We start from the raw sequence: 16,197 nt of genomic DNA on the forward strand, positions 1-16,197 counted from the left end.
CCTTCCAGGAGAAGCACGCATGGAACACACCGAGATCGGCGTCGTCCGCACGACGATCGACCGGGCCGACCCGCAGGCCGTCGCCGCGCTGTCGAAGTACGGCGTCGCCACCGTCCACGAGGCGATGGGCCGGGTCGGGCTGATGCGCCCCTACCTGCGCCCCGTCTACCCGAAGGCCCGGATGTGCGGCACGGCCGTGACCGTGCTCCTGCAGCCCGGCGACAACTGGATGCTGCACGTCGCCGCCGAGCAGATCCAGGACGGCGACGTCGTCGTCGCCGCCTGCACGACGGAGAGCGAGGACGGCTTCTTCGGCGAGCTGCTCGCCACCTCCTTCCGCGCCCGCGGCTGCCGGGGCCTCGTCATCGACGGCGGGGTCCGCGACGTCGCCGACCTGGAGGGCATGGACTTCCCGGTCTTCTCCCGCGCGGTCAACGCCAAGGGCACCGTCAAGGCCACCCTCGGCTCGGTCAACGTGCCGGTCGTCTGCGGCAACGCCCTCGTCCGGCCCGGTGACGTGGTCGTCGCGGACGCCGACGGCGTCGTCGTGGTGCCGCGCGAGCGGGCCGCCGAGGTGGCCGCGGTCTCGGCCGCCCGCGAGGCGAACGAGGAGGGCAAGCGCGCACAGTTCCGCGCGGGGAAGCTCGGCCTGGACATGTACGGGATGCGCGGCCCGCTGGCCGAGCTCGGACTGCGCTACGAGGACTGAGGACGATGAGCAGCAGTTTCGAGAAGACGCCGGGCTGGCTGGACTGGTACGCCGGTCCGAGCCGGCCCGCGTTCCGGCTGCCCGTCGGCGCCGTCGACGCGCACTGCCACGTCTTCGGGCCGGGCGAGGAGTTCCCGTACGCCCCCGAGCGCAAGTACACGCCCTGCGACGCCTCCAAGGAGCAGCTCTTCGCGCTCCGCGACCACCTCGGCTTCAGCCGCAACGTCGTCGTGCAGGCCACCTGCCACGGCGCCGACAACTCCGCCATGGTCGACGCGCTGCGGGCCTCCGGCGGGCTGGCCAGGGGCGTGGCGACGCTGCGGCCCGACGTCACCGACGCCGAGGTGCGGGAGCTGCACGAGGCCGGTGTGCGCGGGGTGCGGTTCACCTTCGTGAATCGGCTGGTGGACGCGTCGCCCCGGCAGGACCTCCTGGACGTCGTCGAGAAGGTCGCGCCGTACGGCTGGCACGTCGTCGTCTACTTCGAGTCGGCCGACCTGCCCGACCTGCGGGACTTCCTCCTGTCGCTACCCGTGCCGCTGGTCGTCGACCACATGGGCCGCCCGGACACCGCGAAGGACCCCGACGGGCCCGACTTCGAGGCCTTCCTGGACTTCCTGCGGGCCCGCACCGACATCTGGTGCAAGGTGACGTGCCCGGAGCGGCTGACCGTGAGCGGCCCGCCGGCCCTCGACGGGGAGCGGCGGGCGTACCGCGACGTCGTCCCCTTCGCCCGGCGCGTGGTCGAGGAGTTCCCCGACCGGGTGCTGTGGGGCACCGACTGGCCGCACCCCAACCTCACCGACCACATGCCCGACGACGGCCTCCTCGTCGACTTCGTCCCGCACATCGCCCCGACGCCGGAGCTCCTGCGGAAGCTGCTCGTCGACAACCCGACGCGCCTGTACTGGCCCGAGGCCGACTGACCCCCACCACGATCGGAGTTCCGGCCATGCCGCTGGACAAGACCTACAAGCTGGTTCCGGGGACGACCGTCTTCGACGCCGAGCAGTCGGCCAAGGGATACCACCTCAACCAGTTCTGCATGTCGCTGATGACGGCCGAGAACCGCGCCGCGTACCTCGCCGACGAGCGCGCCTACCTGGACGCCTGGCCGCTGCGCGAGGAACAGAAGCGGGCGCTGCTCGACCGCGACCTCAACGCCGCCATGCGCGAGGGCGGGAACATCTACTTCCTCGCCAAGTGGGGTGCCACGCTGGGCTTCTCGTTCCAGCGGATGGCCGGCTCGATGACCGGCATGACCGAGGAGGAGTACCGGGCCATGATGGCCGGCGGCGGCCGCTCCGTGGAGGGCAACCGCATCGACCACGCCGTCCTCGAAGCCGCCCACGCCCCCGCCGCCCCGGCCGAGCACGCGAAGGTCACCGGAGCCGTCTTCACCTCGCACGTCCCCGCGATCGGCGCGGCGATGGACCACGGGAAGACCGAAGAGCCGTACTGGCGCCCGGTGTTCGAGGGGTACGAGCACTCCAGGGCGTGGCTGCGGGAGAACGTGCCCGACGTCGTCGTCCTCGTCTACAACGACCACGCCAGCGCCTTCGACCAGTCGCTCGTCCCGACCTTCGTCCTCGGCACCGGCGCCTCCTACCCGATCGCCGACGAGGGGTACGGCCCCCGGCCCGTGCCCGCCGTCGAGGGCGACCCCGACCTGGCGGCGCACCTCGCGCACTCCCTCATCCGCGACGACTTCGACCTCACCCTCGCCAACGAGATGGCCGTCGACCACGGACTGACCGTGCCGCTGTCGCTGATGTTCGGCGCCGTGGAGAAGTGGCCGTGCAAGGTCATCCCGTTCCACGTCAACGTGGTGCAGTACCCGGTCCCCTCCGGCGCCCGCTGCTTCCGGCTCGGCCAGGCGCTGCGGAAGGCGATCGAGTCGTACGACCGGCCGCTGAAGGTGCAGGTGTGGGGCACCGGCGGCATGAGCCACCAGCTCCAGGGGCCGCGCGCCGGCCTCATCAACCGGACCTGGGACAACGCCTTCCTCGACCGGCTGGTCGCCGACCCGGCCGGTCTGGCCGGGGTGCCGCACCTGGAGTACGTCGAGGAGGCCGGCTCCGAGGGCATCGAGCTGGTCATGTGGCTGATCGCGCGCGGCGCGCTGAGCGACGTCGACGGCTCGGGAGAGGTCGCGGTCGAGCACCGCTTCTACCACGTGCCGGCGTCCAACACCGCCGTCGGCCACCTGATCCTGGACAACCGCCCCCGGGCCGAAGAGCCCGCCGAGAAGGAGTGACATGACTGACGACCGGACCCTGCGGATCGCCCTGGCCGGCGGCGGAGCCTTCGGCGCCAAGCACGCGGCCGCGCTGAAGCGGATCGAGGGCGTCGAAGTGGCCGCCGTGGTGAGCAGCGGCCTCGAACGCGCGCGGAAGTTCGCCGCCGAGCACGGCGTGGGACGCGCCGTCGGCTCCCTCGACGAGGTGCTCGCGATGGACGACGTCGACGCCGTCGTCCTCGCCACGCCCACCCAGCTGCACGCCGCGCAGACCCTCGCCTGCCTGGAGGCGGGCAAGCACGTGCAGGTCGAGATCCCGCTCGCCGACTCGCTCGGCGACGCCGAGGCGTGCGTGGCGGCGCAGGAGCGCACCGGGCTCGTCGCCATGGCGGGCCACACCCGGCGCTTCAACCCCAGCCACCAGTGGGTGAAGCGGCGCATCGACGCGGGCGGGTTCACCCTCCAGCAGATGGACGTGCAGACGTACTTCTTCCGTCGGACGAACCTCAACGCGCTGGGGCAGCCGCGGTCCTGGACCGACCACCTCCTGTGGCACCACGCGGCGCACACGGTCGACCTGTTCGCCTACCAGACCGGCTCGCCGATCGTACGGGCGAACGCCGTGCAGGGGCCGATCCACCCCGAGCTGGGCATCGCGATGGACATGTCGATCCAGCTGCAGGCGGCGAACGGCGCGATCTGCACCCTGTCGCTGTCGTTCAACAACGACGGCCCGCTGGGCACCTTCTTCCGCTACATCGGCGACACCGGCACCTACCTCGCCCGGTACGACGACCTGTTCACCGGCAGGGACGAGCCGATCGACGTGAGCGGCGTCGACGTGTCGATGGACGGCATCGAGCTCCAGGACCGCGAGTTCGTCGCCGCGATCCGCGAGGGCCGCGAGCCGAACTCCTCCGTCGCCCAGGTGCTGGCCTGCTACCGCACGCTGGCGGCGCTGGAGGAGCAGCTCAGCGGCTGACCCCGGAGCGGAAGGAGCCGGGGAAGAGCTCGGCGGTGGTGCGGTGGAGGTAGTCGCGGCCCGCGTAGGCGTCCTTCATGCGGTCGAAGAGGGCCTGGGCGCGCAGCCGCGAGGCCGTCTCGTCGACGCCGGGGACGGTACCGCCGCGCAGGACGGTGCGGCCGTCGACGACGACGGTGTCGACGTCCGCGCCCGAGGTGTTCATGAGCATCGTGCGGACCGGGTCGTCGACCGGGCCGGTGCGCGGGCCGTCGAGCCGGACGACGACCAGGTCGGCGAGGGCCCCGGGGGCGAGGCGGCCGAGGTCGTCACGGCCCAGGGCCCTCGCCCCGCCGAGGGTGGCGGCGCGGTAGTAGTCGGCGGCGGAGCCCGCCTCCAGCCGGCCGGTGGTCAGCTTGGAGAGGTTGGTGCCGTAGTCCATGTTGCGGATCATGTCCGGCGGGAAGGAGTCCGTGCCCATGGCGATGGTGACTCCGGCGGCGCGGTAGCGGTCGAAGTCCTCCAGGGCCGCTCCGTACCGGACCATCGTGTGCGGGCAGTGGACGATGCCGGCGATCGTGGCCAGGTCGTCGAGCTCGCCCGCGTACGGGGTGCCGACCTCGCTGTGGCCGCCGATGTAGATCGCGTGCGGGATCAGCAGCCGCCCGCCGAGCAGGCCCGTCTCCTTCAACAGGCCGAGCGGGGTGGTGTGGTGACGGTCCGCCAGTTCCCGGAGTTCACCGGTGCCCTGCAGGCAGTGGAGGCGTACCAGGCAGTCGAGGTCCTCCGCGGCGCGGGCGGTGGCGCGCATCAGCTCCGGTGTCAGGGTCTCGATGCGGCAGGGCAGCAGCGCGCCGCGGATCAGGCCGTCGTGCGCGCCGTCGACGTCACGGACGAAGCGGATCGCGTCCGCCAGGCCCGCCTCTCCCCGCTCCGGGCGCCAGTGGAGGGTGCGGGTCCCGTCGGCGGTGACGACGGGCACGGCGCTGCGGTAGCTCGGGCCCAGGTACGCGCGCAGGCCCAGACGGGCGGCGCTCTCGGCGACGCTCATCAGGTCGTCGTAGGTCTCGGCCCAGTCGGAGTGGGTCTCGGCGGCGATGGGCATCGCGGTGGTGATGCCGTTGCGGAGGAGCTGGCCGAGGGCGTACTCGCGGAGGAAGGCGCGGTCGTCGGCGTCGAAGACCGCCACCGGGCCGCTGTCCACGTACTCCTGCGACCACTGGAGTCCCCGGCCGTCGGCGTGCCAGGTGTCCAGGAGGGCGTGGTCGATGTCCGCGAGGGCGTCCAGGTCCACGAAGCCGGGGCCCACCAGGGCCGATCCGGCGTCCACGACGACATCGCAGTCGGCGGGGTCGTGGCCGTGGCCCACGTGCACGATCCGGTTGCCCTCGTACACGACCTGGCCGTCGCGGATCAGGACGTGGTCGTCGGCCTCGGGGTCGTAGCCGACGACGTGGCTCGCGGTGACGAGGGTGCGCATGCGGGGCTTCCTTGGTCGGAGGGTCGTCCGAGGGTACGGACCGGGCGGCGGCGTTCAGCGGGCGGGGGCGAGGAGGCGCAGGACCTCGCGGCTCGCGGCGGGGATCGGGCCGACGACCGGGACCGGGAAGCGGTCGCGGAGCGCTTCGGCGGCCTCGCCGAGGGGACCGCCGCCGATCACGACGGCCTCGGCGCCGTCCTCCCGCACGCACGCCTCCACCGCTTCGGCGAGGCGCTCCGTCATCTCGTCGGGGCGCGCGGCCAGCCGCTGCGGGTCGCCGGGGGTGAGTCGGACGCCGGTGTACCGGGCCGACCGGCCGAGGCGGGCGACGCGGGCGTCGATCGCGGCGACCAGACCGGGGGTGGTGGTGGCGATGCCGAAGCGCCGGCCGTCCGCGCCGGCCTCGCGCAGGGCGGCCTCGGCGATGCCGATGACGGGGACGGCGGTGCGGGCGCGGAGCTCCTCGACGCCGGGGTCGCCGAAGGCGCCGATGACGAGGGCCGCCACCTCGGGGCCGTCCGGGCCCGTGAGGAGGGTGTCCGCCGCGTCGAGGACGTGGGGGACCGAGGCGCGCAGCAGGTCCTCGTCGACGAGCATCCGCGGGCCGGCGGCGACGGTGACGCCGCGGACGTCGAAGCCGTCCCTCGGGCGCAGGGTGCGGCGCGCGATCGCGGCCATCATCGCGGTCGTGGCCCGGTCGGTGTTGGGGTTGACGAGCGCGACGAGGGTCATGCGTGCGTCTCCTTCTCGGTGGCGGCGGACGGACCATGGCATGTCGGTATCCAAGCCCATGGTCCGGGTGGGCGTATCGACCGATCGGCTGACCCCCGCCTCGGCCGTCCGCTCTCGACCCGTACCCGCCGGGTCGACCGTCCGGGTCGCGGGCCGGACCCAGGATGGAGGCAGAGCGGGACGGCGCGAACGCCTCCCACCGAGTCGGAGGAGTGTCCGTCCATGCCGCAGATCTCGAAGCGCGCCCGTGTCCTGGCCGGCGGTGCGGCCCCGGTCGCCCCGGCCGCCGGCACCCCCGCCGAGTAGCACCACCAGGCCACCGATGCGCACCCCCACTCCCGCACGGCCCCCGCTGCTCGACCCGGCCCGGCTCCGTGCCGGGGTCCGGGCCGGGTTCGCGGTGGTCGTGCGGACCGGCATCAGGACCGCCGCGCACGCCCTGCGCCGACCGCCCTTCCCGAGGAGGAACCCCATGACCGCCGCCGACCTCGCCCTCCGGGCCGCCGTACACGCCGACGACGCCGACGCCGTGCGCGAGGCGCTCGCCGGCGGCGCACGGATCGAGCACCGCGACGAGCACGACCGCACCCCGCTGCTGCTCGCCGCGGCCGAGGACCGGGTGACGGCCGCCGCGGCGCTGGTCGCCGCCGGCGCCGACCCGAACGCCCGGGACGACCGCGAGGACACCCCGTGGCTGGTCACCGGCGTGACCGGAAGCGTCCCGATGATGCGGGTGCTGCTGACCGCACGCCCCGCCCCCGACGTCGCGCTCACCAACCGCTTCGGCGGCACCAGCCTCATCCCGGCCGCCGAACGCGGCCACGTCGACTACGTACGGGCGGTGCTCCGCGCCACCGACACCGACGTCGACCACGTCAACAGGCTCGGCTGGACCGCCCTGCTGGAGGCCGTGATCCTCGGCGACGGCGGCCCCGCGCACCAGGAGGTCGTGGAGCTGCTGATCAGCGCGGGGGCCGCACCGCACCTCCCGGACCACGACGGCGTCACCCCGCTCCGCCACGCCGAGCGGCGCGGCTTCGCGGAGATCGCCGGGCTGCTCGCCGCCGTCCGCTGAGCCGCGTCCGCGGGGCCGGGATCTCGGGGCCGGGATCTCGGGGTGGTCGGGCAGAAGGACAGGTGGGCATCGTCGCCAGAGGACGCTCGCGGGGTGTCCGGTTCGTGATGCGCGGGGGCTGTCGCCCGGGGCTACCCGACGGTAACGTGCGGGGCCGTCCACAGCCTTGGGGGAGACACATGGATGTCGTCACGATGTTCGATCCGGTCGCCGAGCACGAGCGGACGCGTGCCGCGCTGGAGGGCGCGGTCGGGCGCCTGGCGGACCTGGCCGCCGGGATCGAGGCCTGGGAGGTGCCGTCGGGAGTGCCGGTGTGGTCCGTGGGGGACGTGGGCGCGCACCTCGCCGCCGTCTACCTCGCGTACCGCTCCGCCGTGACCGGCGACGGGGGCGTCGACTGGGACGGGCTGCTCACGGGCCGGGAGGGATCGTCGTTCGGGGAGCGGATCGCCGCCGTGAACGCGCTGTCTGTCGGGCTCATCGCCGGGGAGGAGCGCAAGCGCCTGGGTGCGATCCTCGCCGAGCGGAGCGCGGCCTTCCTGCGGGACTCGGCGGGGCTCGCGCCCGACACGCCGGTCCCCGCGCCCTGGTACGGGCCGGGGCGGACCGTTCCGCTCGCGGCGGCGACGGGGCTGATGCTCAGCGAGACCCTGGTGCACGGGCTCGACATCGCCCGGGGCGCGCGGCGGCCGTGGACCATCCCACCGGCGGAGGCCTCGCTGGTGATCGGGCAGGCGATGGTGACGATGATGCCGCTCGCGCTCGACGCGGAGCAGGCGAGGGACGCGCGCATCGCCTTCGACCTGGTCCTGAAGGGCGGTCCGCGGCTCGCCGTCGACGTGCGGGACGGGGCGGCCACCGTCACCCGGGACCCGGGGCCGCGCGCGTACGACTGCCGGATCGTGGCGTCGCCGACGGCGTTCCTGCTCGTCTCCTTCGGCCGGCTGCCGATCTGGAAGGCGATCGCGCTGGGCCGGATGCGGGCCGGCGGACCCCGGCCGTGGCTCGCGCCCCGACTGAGCCGATTGATCACCGCGCCCTGACAGCACGTCAGGCTCCGGCTGCGGGTCCGGGTCCGGCTCCGGGTCCGGTGAACGGCCAGGACGCGATGTCCCGGTAGCGGACCGGGGCGGGCCCCCGGGCGTCGTCGCTGCCGACGAGGTGGAGCCGCGCGGTCGGCCACGCGCGGCCCTCGAAGCCGTCGAGCACCCCGACCGCCTCCGGCACGCCGGCGAGGTCGCCGCGGCGCGCCCGGGCCAGCGTCAGGTGCGGCCGCAGCGGACGTCCCTCGTAGGCGATCCCGGCCCCCTTGACGAGTTCCCGCACGTCGTCGGCGAGCCGGTGCAGGCCGGGGACGTCTCCCGCGATCCCGCTCCACAGGACGCGGGAGTCGAACTGCCCGCCCCCGCGGAGCGAGAGCTCCAGCGGCCCGCGCCCCGCCGCGAGCTCCGCGAGCGGGGCGCGCAGCCGGGGCACGACGGTCACCGGCAGCTCGCCGAGGAACGCGAGCGTGATGTGCCAGTCCTCGATCCGGTTCCAGCGCATCCCGGGGTACGCCGCGTAGGCCGGCGCCAGCGCCCGGGCGAGCTCGTCCTTGGCGTCGTCGGGCGGCGCCAGGGCGATGAAGACGCGGATGGTGGCGGGGGTGGCGGCGGAGCGGGACGTGTCGTTCACGGAACGATTCGTACCGTGCCGGGCCCGGGGCCGTGCGGGCGGGTCCCGTTACGCGGCGGCCGGTGCGGCCGTCCCGTGCCGGGGCCCGCCCGGCGGGTTCACCAGTCGCCGTCGGCGACCGGGGCGCCCGGCGGGGGCGGCGGCGGGCCGAGCGGCTTGACCTGCCACGGGGCCGGCGGGGTCCACGGGTCGAGGTCGTCGCCCAGCCACTCGCCCACCGGCTTCACGTCGGCGAGGGCGTCGGAGGGGGCGAGGTCGGTGCCGTCGGGGTCGTCGTAGTCGTACCAGGGAAGGCCCGCGCGGGTGTAGGCGGCGCGGTCGGCGGGCGACGGCGGGGGCTCCTCGCCGGTGATGCGGCGCCACTCGGGCGGCGTCACCAGGTGGACGAAGACGCGGGCCTCGGGGGTGTCCGACCAGTCGCGGGAGGCACGTTCGTCCTGGTAGACCTCCTGCCGCATGGTGCCGCCGGCACCGATGCCCATGGCCGCGCCGGCGGGGGGCGGGCCCGCGGGGGCGGCCATCGGCATCGGCGGCGGGCCGCCGTAGCCGCCGTACGACGGCCGGGGCGAGGCGGCGCGCCGGCGGGCCCGCTCCTCGGCGAGGCGCCGCTGCTCCTCGCGCCAGGCGGCGCGGAGCTTCGGGTTGAGGGGGAACGCCTGGAGCTGGAGGCCGCCGACGGTCTCCTCGCCGGTGACCTGGCCCTCGACGGTCGCGCCCATGCCGAGCGGGACGGCGACGAACTGGCGCACCGTTCCCTTGCCGGAGTTGATGCCGTCGAGCCACGGCTGGCGGGGCAGCACCACGTAGTTCTGCGGGCGGCGGGAGAGCTTCCCGGTCCACTTCTCGCCGGAGACGGCGCAGACCTTGCCGACGCCGATCTGGAGCGCGGTGGGCTCCGGGCTGCCGGCGAAACTCAGCCACATCGCCTCGCGGAGGTAGACCGGCAGCATCACGCCGCCCTTGGCCCGCCACTGCTCGGGCACGGTGTCGGGGTAGTCCTCGACCCGCCGGAGCGGAAAGGTGCCGAGGCCCGGCGGCAGCCGGTGGGTGCCGCTCTCCGGCAGCCGCAGCGTCCGCACGAAACGGACCCGCACCCCGTCCCCCAGCACCAGTGTGTCCCCGTCGATCCTGGTCGCGTTCGCTGTCACCACGTCTCCCCTCGTTTCGGCACCGTCCCCCGTAACACGTCCGGCCGGAGCGGCCGGTTCCCGTCGGGCCGTGGCTTGTCGGCGCCCCCTCGCGGCAGTATCTTGCATTGCATGGTTCCTGGTAACGCAAAGAACGACGACGCCGGGGGAAGGGTCCCCAGCCAGCTCCGCAAGGGCGTGCTCGAGTACTGCGTCCTCGCGCTGCTCAGGGACGAGCCGAAGTACGGCGTCGAGCTCCTCGCCGAGCTCGCCTCGGTCAGCGTGATGACCACCAGCCAGGGCACGATCTACCCCCTCCTCTCGCGACTGCGGCGGGAGGGGTTCGTCGACACCGAGCTGCGCGAGTCCCCCAGCGGGCCGCCGCGCCGCTACTACGCGCTGACGGCCCTCGGCCGGACCGCGCTCGCCGAGTTCGCCGGGGCGTGGCCGCACTTCCGGGACGCCGTCGACCATTTCCTCAACGACCCGCAGGGGGACACCGCATGAACGCCATCGACCACCCGCTCGTCGCGGCCTACCTCGACGCCGTGGCCCGCGAGACCGCCGGCCTCCCCGCCGAGCGCCGGGCCGAACTCCTCGCGGACCTCCGCGAGCACATCGAGGTGAGCGAGGCCCACGACGACGACGCGGTCCGCGCCGTCCTCGCCGAGCTGGGCGAGCCCCGCACGGTGGCCGCCTCCGCGCTCGCCGAGGAGGGGACGCCGGCCCCCGCGGCCACCGCCGCGCCGGCCGGGCCGCTCGCCGGCCGTCAGGCCGCCCGGATCATCGCGGTCCTGCCCGCCCTCGGCGGGCTGCTGATCCTGGGCTCCCCGTTCGCGGGCACCCTGGTCCTGGCGATCGGGCTCGCGCTGCTGTGGAAGACGCCGCTGTGGGACGCCCGGCACAAGCGGATCGGTACGGCCACGGCCCTGGCCGTACCGGTGCTGCTGCTCCTCGGCGGGCTGTTCCTCGCCGGCGGCGGGATCGGCCCGGTGGAACTCCTGGTGATCGGCGTGTTCTCGATCGGCGTGCCGGTCTCCGGCGCGCTCGTCCTGACGCGGGCGCTGCGCGCCTGACTCCCGGCGCGGCCGCTCCTCGCGGGCGGCTACTCCTCGCGGGCCGCCTCGGCCACGGCGCGTTCCTCGTCGAGGTCGGCCTGGGCGTGGGTGTAGAGGTCGCGGACGAACGACCTGGCGTCCTCCGCCGAGATCCCGGCTCCGAGGCCGAGCAGTCGTGCGGTCCAGGCGGCGAGCGGGTCGCCCTGCTCTTCGGCCATGACGTCACTCCTTCAGCCCCCTCCTCCCATCGTCCGCCCCGCGGTGACCGCCCGCAATTCCGCTCCGGCGGTGCCGCGCACCCGGCGGGCCGTGTCGCGCAGCCAGTGGGCGCTGCGCTTGGGCGTGCGCGTCTGGGTCGGGTAGTCGACACGGACGAGTCCGAAGCGCTGGGCGTAGCCGTACGCCCACTCGAAGTTGTCGAGGAGCGACCAGGCGAGGTAGCCGCGGACGTCGGCGCCGGCCGCGCGGGCCCGGGCGACGGCGGCGAGGTGGGCGGAGAGGTAGGCGGTGCGGTCGCGGTCGTCGACGTGTCCGTCGGCGTCGGGGGCGTCGTCGTAGGCGGCGCCGTTCTCGGTGACGACCATGGGGGTGCCGGGGTAGTCGCGGGCGATCCGCAGCAGCAGGGCGGTGAGGTCGTGGGGCATGACCTCCCAGCCGAGCCCGGTGACGGGCAGCCCGCCGTGCGGGAGGGCCCGGGTGACGGGGCGGCCCTGGCCGTCGGTGCCGGCGCCGTGCTCGTCGGTCCCCGAACTCCGCATCGAGCGGTAGTAGTTGACGCCGAGGGTGTCGATGGGGGTGGCGATGGCGGCGAGGTCGCCGTCGCGGACCGGGATCTCGACGCCGTGCGCCGCGAGGTCGGCGATCAGGTCGTCTGGGTAGCGGCCGCGCAGGATCGGGTCGAGGTAGAAGCGGAAGCCGAAGGCGTCGGCGCGGCGGGCGGCCTCGTGGTCGGCGGGGCTGTCGCCGGCGGGGGCGCTGGTGCCGAGCAGGTGGGTGACGGCGAGGTCGAGCGGGTGCCGGGCGTCGGCGCGCAGCCGCCGGGCGGCGAGGCCGTGGGCGAGGTGCAGGTGGTGCACGGCGGCGACGCCGTCGGCGAGGGAGCGTCCGCCGGGCGCGTGGACGCCCTCGACGTGCCCGAGGACCGCCGAGCAGAACGGCTCGTTGAGGGTGGTCCAGTGGGTGACGCGGTCGCCGAGCCGGTCGTGGACGAGCGCGGCGTAGTCGGCGAAGCGGTGGGCGGTGTCGCGGGCGGGCCAGCCGCCGGCGTCCTGGAGCTCCTGGGGCAGGTCCCAGTGGTAGAGCGTGAGCCAGGGGGTGATGCCGCGGCCGAGGAGTTCGTCGACGAGCCGGTCGTAGAAGGCGAGTCCCTTCGGATTGGCCGGGCCGCGCCCGCCGGGCTGGACGCGCGGCCAGGAGACGGAGAAGCGGTACGTGTCGAGTCCGAGGTCCGCCATGAGCGCGACGTCCTCGGGCATGCGGTGGTAGTGGTCGCAGGCGGTGTCGCCGGTGTCGCCGTTGTCGATCGCGCCGGGCACGCGGCAGAAGGTGTCCCAGATGGAGGGGGTCCGGCCGTCCTCGGCCGCCGCGCCCTCGATCTGGTACGCGGAGGTGGCGGCGCCGATGCGGAAGTCGGGCGGGAGTCGGGCGATCAGGGCGTCGTCGGCGGGGAAGCGGGCGTCGGCGGTCATGGGCGGGTGCTCTCCGGTGACAGCGGTACGGGGGCGGCCCGGGCGCCGCGACGGGCGTCCGGGCCGCCCCGTACGGGGTGGACGGGGGGTCAGGGCAGGATGTGGTCGGCGTTCAGCACCGTGCCGCGCTCGGGGCGGTACAGGTCGAAGCCCCGGGTGTCGCACTGGAGACCGCCGTTGATGCAGTGGTCGACCAGGGCCTTGAGGGTGCGCTCCTCCCACGCGTTGAAGAAGTCGTAGTGGAAGGAGTAGCCGCGGCCGCTGGCCAGCCGGACGCGGCTCATGTCGCCGTTGACCGGCCAGGCCATCTTGAACTCGATCATCGGCAGGGCGACCGGGTGGGAGGCCGGGCACATGTTGTCGTTGGCGCCGGGCTTCACGACCGGGTACGCCATGTGGCTCTTGTGGTCGGGGGTGTCGAGGTGGAGGCCGTTCCAGCAGCTGGGGGCCTGCATGCGCAGGTTGAGCTGGACGTCGGGCCGGCTCGGACAGCTCGCCGGGATGTCGGTGTTGAAGAAGCTGTCACCGCATTCCCAGCCCTCGACGAAGCCCTTGTGGGCGCGGAACTCCTGCTCGGTCTGCATCGGGTTGCCGACGACGAAGCGAAGCCCCTTGGGGAAGGGACGCACGCTGCGGTAGTCGGTGACGCCGGCCTTGTAGTAGATGACCTGCGGGCCGACGGGCAGGATCTTCTGGTCGCCGTTGTACAGCGAGGGCATCCAGTAGGCGGAGGCGTCCGCGGGCGCCTTGCAGGTGGTGGCGCCGCCGTAGAGGGAGGCGGTGGTGCTGGCGGCGTTCGTCGAGGTGTTGCCCATGAACGTGTGGTCGTGGGACTTGCCGAACTGGCCGGGGTAGACGATCGGGTCGTCCGGCGCGGTGTGGGTGACGGCGCAGCCGGCCTGGAACTCGTGGTGGTAGGCCGGGGGCGGAGTCTCCGTGGACGGGGTGACGCCGGTGACCGGCGGGTTCGCGGGGATGTATCCGTCCCCGTCGGCGTCGTCGCCCGACGCCTGGGTGGAGGCGGCCATCTGGTGGCCGACGTGGTTCGCGGCCGCGGCGACGGCGGGCGGGATGCCGGCGGCCGGGTCGGTGGCCTGGGCCATCGTGCCGATGCCGAGGGCGCCGGCGATGAGGGCCGTACTGACGAGGAGTACGGAGAGCCGCTTCGGACTCGATCTCATGGGGATCTCCTCAGTGGGGTGGGAGGAAGGGTGGTGCGGGCCGGTCAGCTGTAGACGCCGAACTCGTGGAGGGAGTAGCCCCAGCCGGTGCCGCGTGCGGTCAGGTGCAGGCGGACGTGGCGGGCGGTGGCCGCTGCCTCGATGGTGTCGATGTCACCGTTGCCGGCGGTCTGGGTGTGGATCGTGCGCCAGTTCTGGCCGTCGTCGGAGACCTGGACCTCGTAGGCGCGGGCGTAGGCCGGGTCCCAGACGAGCTGGAGGCGGGAGAAGGCGCGGACGGAGCCGAGGTCGACCTGGATCCACTGCGGGTCGGCCCAGTCGCTGGCCCAGCGGGTGTTCGGGTTGCCGTCGGTGGCGTTGCCGGCCGGGCAGGGGCAGTCGCCGTAGGACGCCTGGAAGGAGGAGGCGGTGGTGGTGCGGCCCTGCGCGAGGTTGGTGCCGGCGACCGGCGGGGCGACGACCTTCATCGACTTCGTCTCGATGCCGGCGTTGCCGCGGCCGTCCTCGGCCTGGACGTACACCTTCCACACGCCGAGCTTCTCGGGGGCGGTGACGGTGAGGGAGCCGTCGGCGCCCAGACGGTGCGGGGTCTCCAGGAGCCGCTTGTCGCCGTTGGCGTAGTTGCCGCTGAGGAAGACCTTCGTGGTGACGGCGTCGCCGTCGGGGTCGCGGACGTCGGCGCGGATCGTGAACTCGCCGCCGGCCGGGGCGGATCCGGACGGGGTGACGGTCATGTTCGTGATGACGGGCGGGGTGTTGTCGCCGGCGGTGCTGCCCGTGTACGCCTTCTTGAGGGCGTAGTAGGAGAGCCGCTTGAGGCCGTCGGGCAGGAGGTTGAACCAGACGCCGCCGAAGTCGTGCTCGGTGCCGTAGTGGAAGACGGTGGCGCCGAGCGCGACGCCCTGGTGCCCGGTGACGCAGTTCCAGGCGCGGGTGTAGCCCTCGGCCTTCTGCACGTCGGTGGGCTCGTCGGCGACGCCGTTGGCGTCCTTCGGGGTCTCCCACTCCCCCGCCGGGCCGGTCTCGGTGATGAGGTACGGCTTGGTGTAGCCGCCCTGCTCCCAGTCCTCGCGGACGCCGCACATGTCGCCGTAGGCGTTCATCGAGTAGAGGTCGAGGTCGGGGGCGTTGCGCTTGTAGTAGGGCCAGGCGCCGGTCCAGGCGTCCGTCGAGGTGACGGGATGGTCGGGGTCGATGGTGTGGATCTTCTTGGCGACGTCGTTCACGAAGCTCGTGTAGGCGTTGCGCTGGGCTTCGAGCTCGGCGCCCGAGTAGCAGTTCTGGAGGCCGAGGACGGACTCGTTGCCGACGTTCCACATGAGGGTCGCGGGGTGGGACCTGTACTCCTCGACCCACTTGGCGAACTCGTTCAGCATGGTCGTCTTGTACGTCGTGTCGGTGACGTAGTTCGCGCAGCCGCCGGAGCCGGGGCCGCCGCCGGGCTGGAGCCAGAAGCCGTTCATGACGCGGATGCCCTGGGCGGCGGCCGCGTCGAGGAGCGGCTTGGTGGAGCCGTCGGTGCCCCAGGTGCGGATGGTGTTGACGCCCAGCGACTTCACGTCGGGCATGTAGCGCCCGGCGTCGGCGACGGCCGGACCCCAGGTGACGCCCTTCACGGTGTAGGGCTGTCCGCCGACGGTCAGCTGCCAGTTCCCCTGGCTTCCGGTGACGCGGACGGCGCCCCCGCCCTGGGGCGGGGTGCCGTCCTCCTCGCCGTACACCTTGAACTCCCAGAGGGAGAGGCCGTATCCGCCGGAGCGGGTGACGCCCTGGAGGCGGACGTGGCGGCCGGTGCCGGAGACGGCGATCTCGTCGGTGCCGCCGTCGGAGCCGGTCACGGACTTCACGGTCCGCCAGTCCGTGCCGTTGTCGGAGAGCTGGATGTCGTACGCGGTGGCGTGGGCGGCCTCCCAGTTCAGCACGATCCGGCTGACGGTGGCGGTGCGGCCGAGGTCGACCTGGATCCACTGGCCGTCGCTCCACTGGCTGGCCCAGCGGGTGCCGGGGTCGCCGTCGACGGCGGCGGAGGCGGGGAAGCCGGCGCCCTCGGTGGAGGAGGCGGTGGCCGTCCTGCCCTGGGAGAGCAGGGTCTCGGCGGCGGAGGCGGGGGTGGCGGCGAGGGCGGTGAGCGAGCCGGCGAGCAGGGCGCCGAGCGAGACGAGGGAGGCGGCGGTACGGGTGCGGGGGCGCCGGACGGATCCGGTGGCGGTGTGCGCGGGCATGACGGCTCCCTTACGGGTGCGGTGGGGGAAGTGGGGTGCCTTCCGGGCGGC

General features: G+C 73.9%; 16 protein-coding genes. 8 read left to right on the forward strand and 8 right to left on the reverse strand.

What is annotated here, in order from left to right; all coding sequences use genetic code 11:
* The first annotated feature begins 19 nt into the window (after positions 1 to 19).
* The 4 genes from ligK to AB0E19_RS01885 are packed head-to-tail and all read left to right on the forward strand — an operon-like array spanning position 20 to position 3,930.
* On the forward strand, positions 20 to 709 hold the full coding sequence (gene ligK / locus AB0E19_RS01870) for a 4-carboxy-4-hydroxy-2-oxoadipate aldolase/oxaloacetate decarboxylase (RefSeq protein WP_362171564.1): 690 nt from the start codon (positions 20 to 22) through the stop codon (positions 707 to 709).
* 5 nt (positions 710 to 714) lie between these two features.
* Positions 715 to 1,635 carry an amidohydrolase family protein gene (locus AB0E19_RS01875; protein ID WP_362171567.1) on the forward strand — a complete coding sequence of 307 codons (921 nt, stop codon included), beginning with the start codon at positions 715 to 717 and terminating at the stop codon, positions 1,633 to 1,635.
* Between the two features lie 26 nt (positions 1,636 to 1,661).
* Positions 1,662 to 2,966 (forward strand): protocatechuate 4,5-dioxygenase subunit alpha, encoded by a 1,305-nt coding sequence (gene ligA / locus AB0E19_RS01880; RefSeq protein ID WP_362171569.1) that lies wholly within the window; start codon positions 1,662 to 1,664, stop codon positions 2,964 to 2,966.
* Between the two features lies 1 nt (position 2,967).
* Positions 2,968 to 3,930: a Gfo/Idh/MocA family oxidoreductase gene (locus tag AB0E19_RS01885; RefSeq protein WP_362171573.1), complete on the forward strand. Its 963-nt coding sequence runs from the start codon at positions 2,968 to 2,970 to the stop codon at positions 3,928 to 3,930.
* Here AB0E19_RS01885 and AB0E19_RS01890 read toward each other — a convergent pair.
* Positions 3,920 to 5,389 (reverse strand): chlorohydrolase family protein, encoded by a 1,470-nt coding sequence (locus AB0E19_RS01890; RefSeq protein ID WP_362171575.1) that lies wholly within the window; start codon positions 5,387 to 5,389, stop codon positions 3,920 to 3,922. The genes AB0E19_RS01885 and AB0E19_RS01890 overlap by 11 nt on opposite strands.
* Positions 5,390 to 5,443: 54 nt before the next feature.
* The gene (locus tag AB0E19_RS01895) at positions 5,444 to 6,121 is read right to left on the reverse strand and encodes an aspartate/glutamate racemase family protein (RefSeq protein ID WP_362171578.1); all 678 of its coding nucleotides are present in this window, start codon (positions 6,119 to 6,121) and stop codon (positions 5,444 to 5,446) included.
* A gap of 472 nt (positions 6,122 to 6,593) precedes the next feature.
* Between AB0E19_RS01895 and AB0E19_RS01900 the strand changes: the two genes are divergently transcribed.
* Together AB0E19_RS01900 and AB0E19_RS01905 are read left to right on the forward strand one after the other, a co-directional pair.
* Positions 6,594 to 7,196, forward strand: a complete 603-nt coding sequence (locus AB0E19_RS01900) for an ankyrin repeat domain-containing protein (RefSeq protein WP_362172304.1) — start codon at positions 6,594 to 6,596, stop codon at positions 7,194 to 7,196.
* Between the two features lie 179 nt (positions 7,197 to 7,375).
* Entirely contained in the window at positions 7,376 to 8,239 is an 864-nt protein-coding gene (locus AB0E19_RS01905) for a maleylpyruvate isomerase family mycothiol-dependent enzyme (RefSeq protein WP_362171581.1), read from the forward strand.
* A gap of 7 nt (positions 8,240 to 8,246) precedes the next feature.
* Here AB0E19_RS01905 and thpR read toward each other — a convergent pair whose 3' ends face one another.
* A complete protein-coding gene (gene thpR / locus AB0E19_RS01910; protein ID WP_362171584.1) occupies positions 8,247 to 8,870 on the reverse strand; it encodes an RNA 2',3'-cyclic phosphodiesterase in 624 nt (207 codons plus the stop codon).
* A gap of 98 nt (positions 8,871 to 8,968) precedes the next feature.
* Positions 8,969 to 10,018: a hypothetical protein gene (locus AB0E19_RS01915; protein ID WP_362171587.1), complete on the reverse strand. Its 1,050-nt coding sequence runs from the start codon at positions 10,016 to 10,018 to the stop codon at positions 8,969 to 8,971.
* A gap of 111 nt (positions 10,019 to 10,129) precedes the next feature.
* On the opposite strand from AB0E19_RS01915, the gene AB0E19_RS01920 reads away from it, so the two are divergent.
* Together AB0E19_RS01920 and AB0E19_RS01925 are read left to right on the forward strand one after the other, a co-directional pair.
* A complete protein-coding gene (locus AB0E19_RS01920) occupies positions 10,130 to 10,504 on the forward strand; it encodes a PadR family transcriptional regulator (RefSeq protein WP_362171590.1) in 375 nt (124 codons plus the stop codon).
* A complete protein-coding gene (locus tag AB0E19_RS01925) occupies positions 10,501 to 11,073 on the forward strand; it encodes a hypothetical protein (protein WP_362171593.1) in 573 nt (190 codons plus the stop codon). Before AB0E19_RS01920 ends, AB0E19_RS01925 begins: the two co-directional genes overlap by 4 nt.
* A gap of 29 nt (positions 11,074 to 11,102) precedes the next feature.
* Here the strand turns inward: AB0E19_RS01925 and AB0E19_RS01930 are convergent, their stop codons facing one another.
* From AB0E19_RS01930 to AB0E19_RS01945, 4 genes are all read right to left on the reverse strand, one after another.
* The gene (locus tag AB0E19_RS01930; protein WP_360608941.1) at positions 11,103 to 11,273 is read right to left on the reverse strand and encodes a hypothetical protein; all 171 of its coding nucleotides are present in this window, start codon (positions 11,271 to 11,273) and stop codon (positions 11,103 to 11,105) included.
* A gap of 12 nt (positions 11,274 to 11,285) precedes the next feature.
* Positions 11,286 to 12,743 carry a GH1 family beta-glucosidase gene (locus AB0E19_RS01935; RefSeq protein WP_362171597.1) on the reverse strand — a complete coding sequence of 486 codons (1,458 nt, stop codon included), beginning with the start codon at positions 12,741 to 12,743 and terminating at the stop codon, positions 11,286 to 11,288.
* An 89-nt stretch (positions 12,744 to 12,832) separates the two neighbouring features.
* Complete coding sequence (locus AB0E19_RS01940) at positions 12,833 to 13,924, reverse strand: DUF1996 domain-containing protein (RefSeq protein WP_362171600.1); 1,092 nt, start codon at positions 13,922 to 13,924, stop codon at positions 12,833 to 12,835.
* Between the two features lie 44 nt (positions 13,925 to 13,968).
* On the reverse strand, positions 13,969 to 16,146 hold the full coding sequence (locus AB0E19_RS01945) for a discoidin domain-containing protein (protein WP_362171603.1): 2,178 nt from the start codon (positions 16,144 to 16,146) through the stop codon (positions 13,969 to 13,971).
* Between the last annotated feature and the right edge of the window lie 51 nt (positions 16,147 to 16,197).

It is taken from the genome of Streptomyces sp. NPDC047974, assembly GCF_040653375.1.
Classification (GTDB): Bacteria; Actinomycetota; Actinomycetes; order Streptomycetales; family Streptomycetaceae; genus Streptomyces.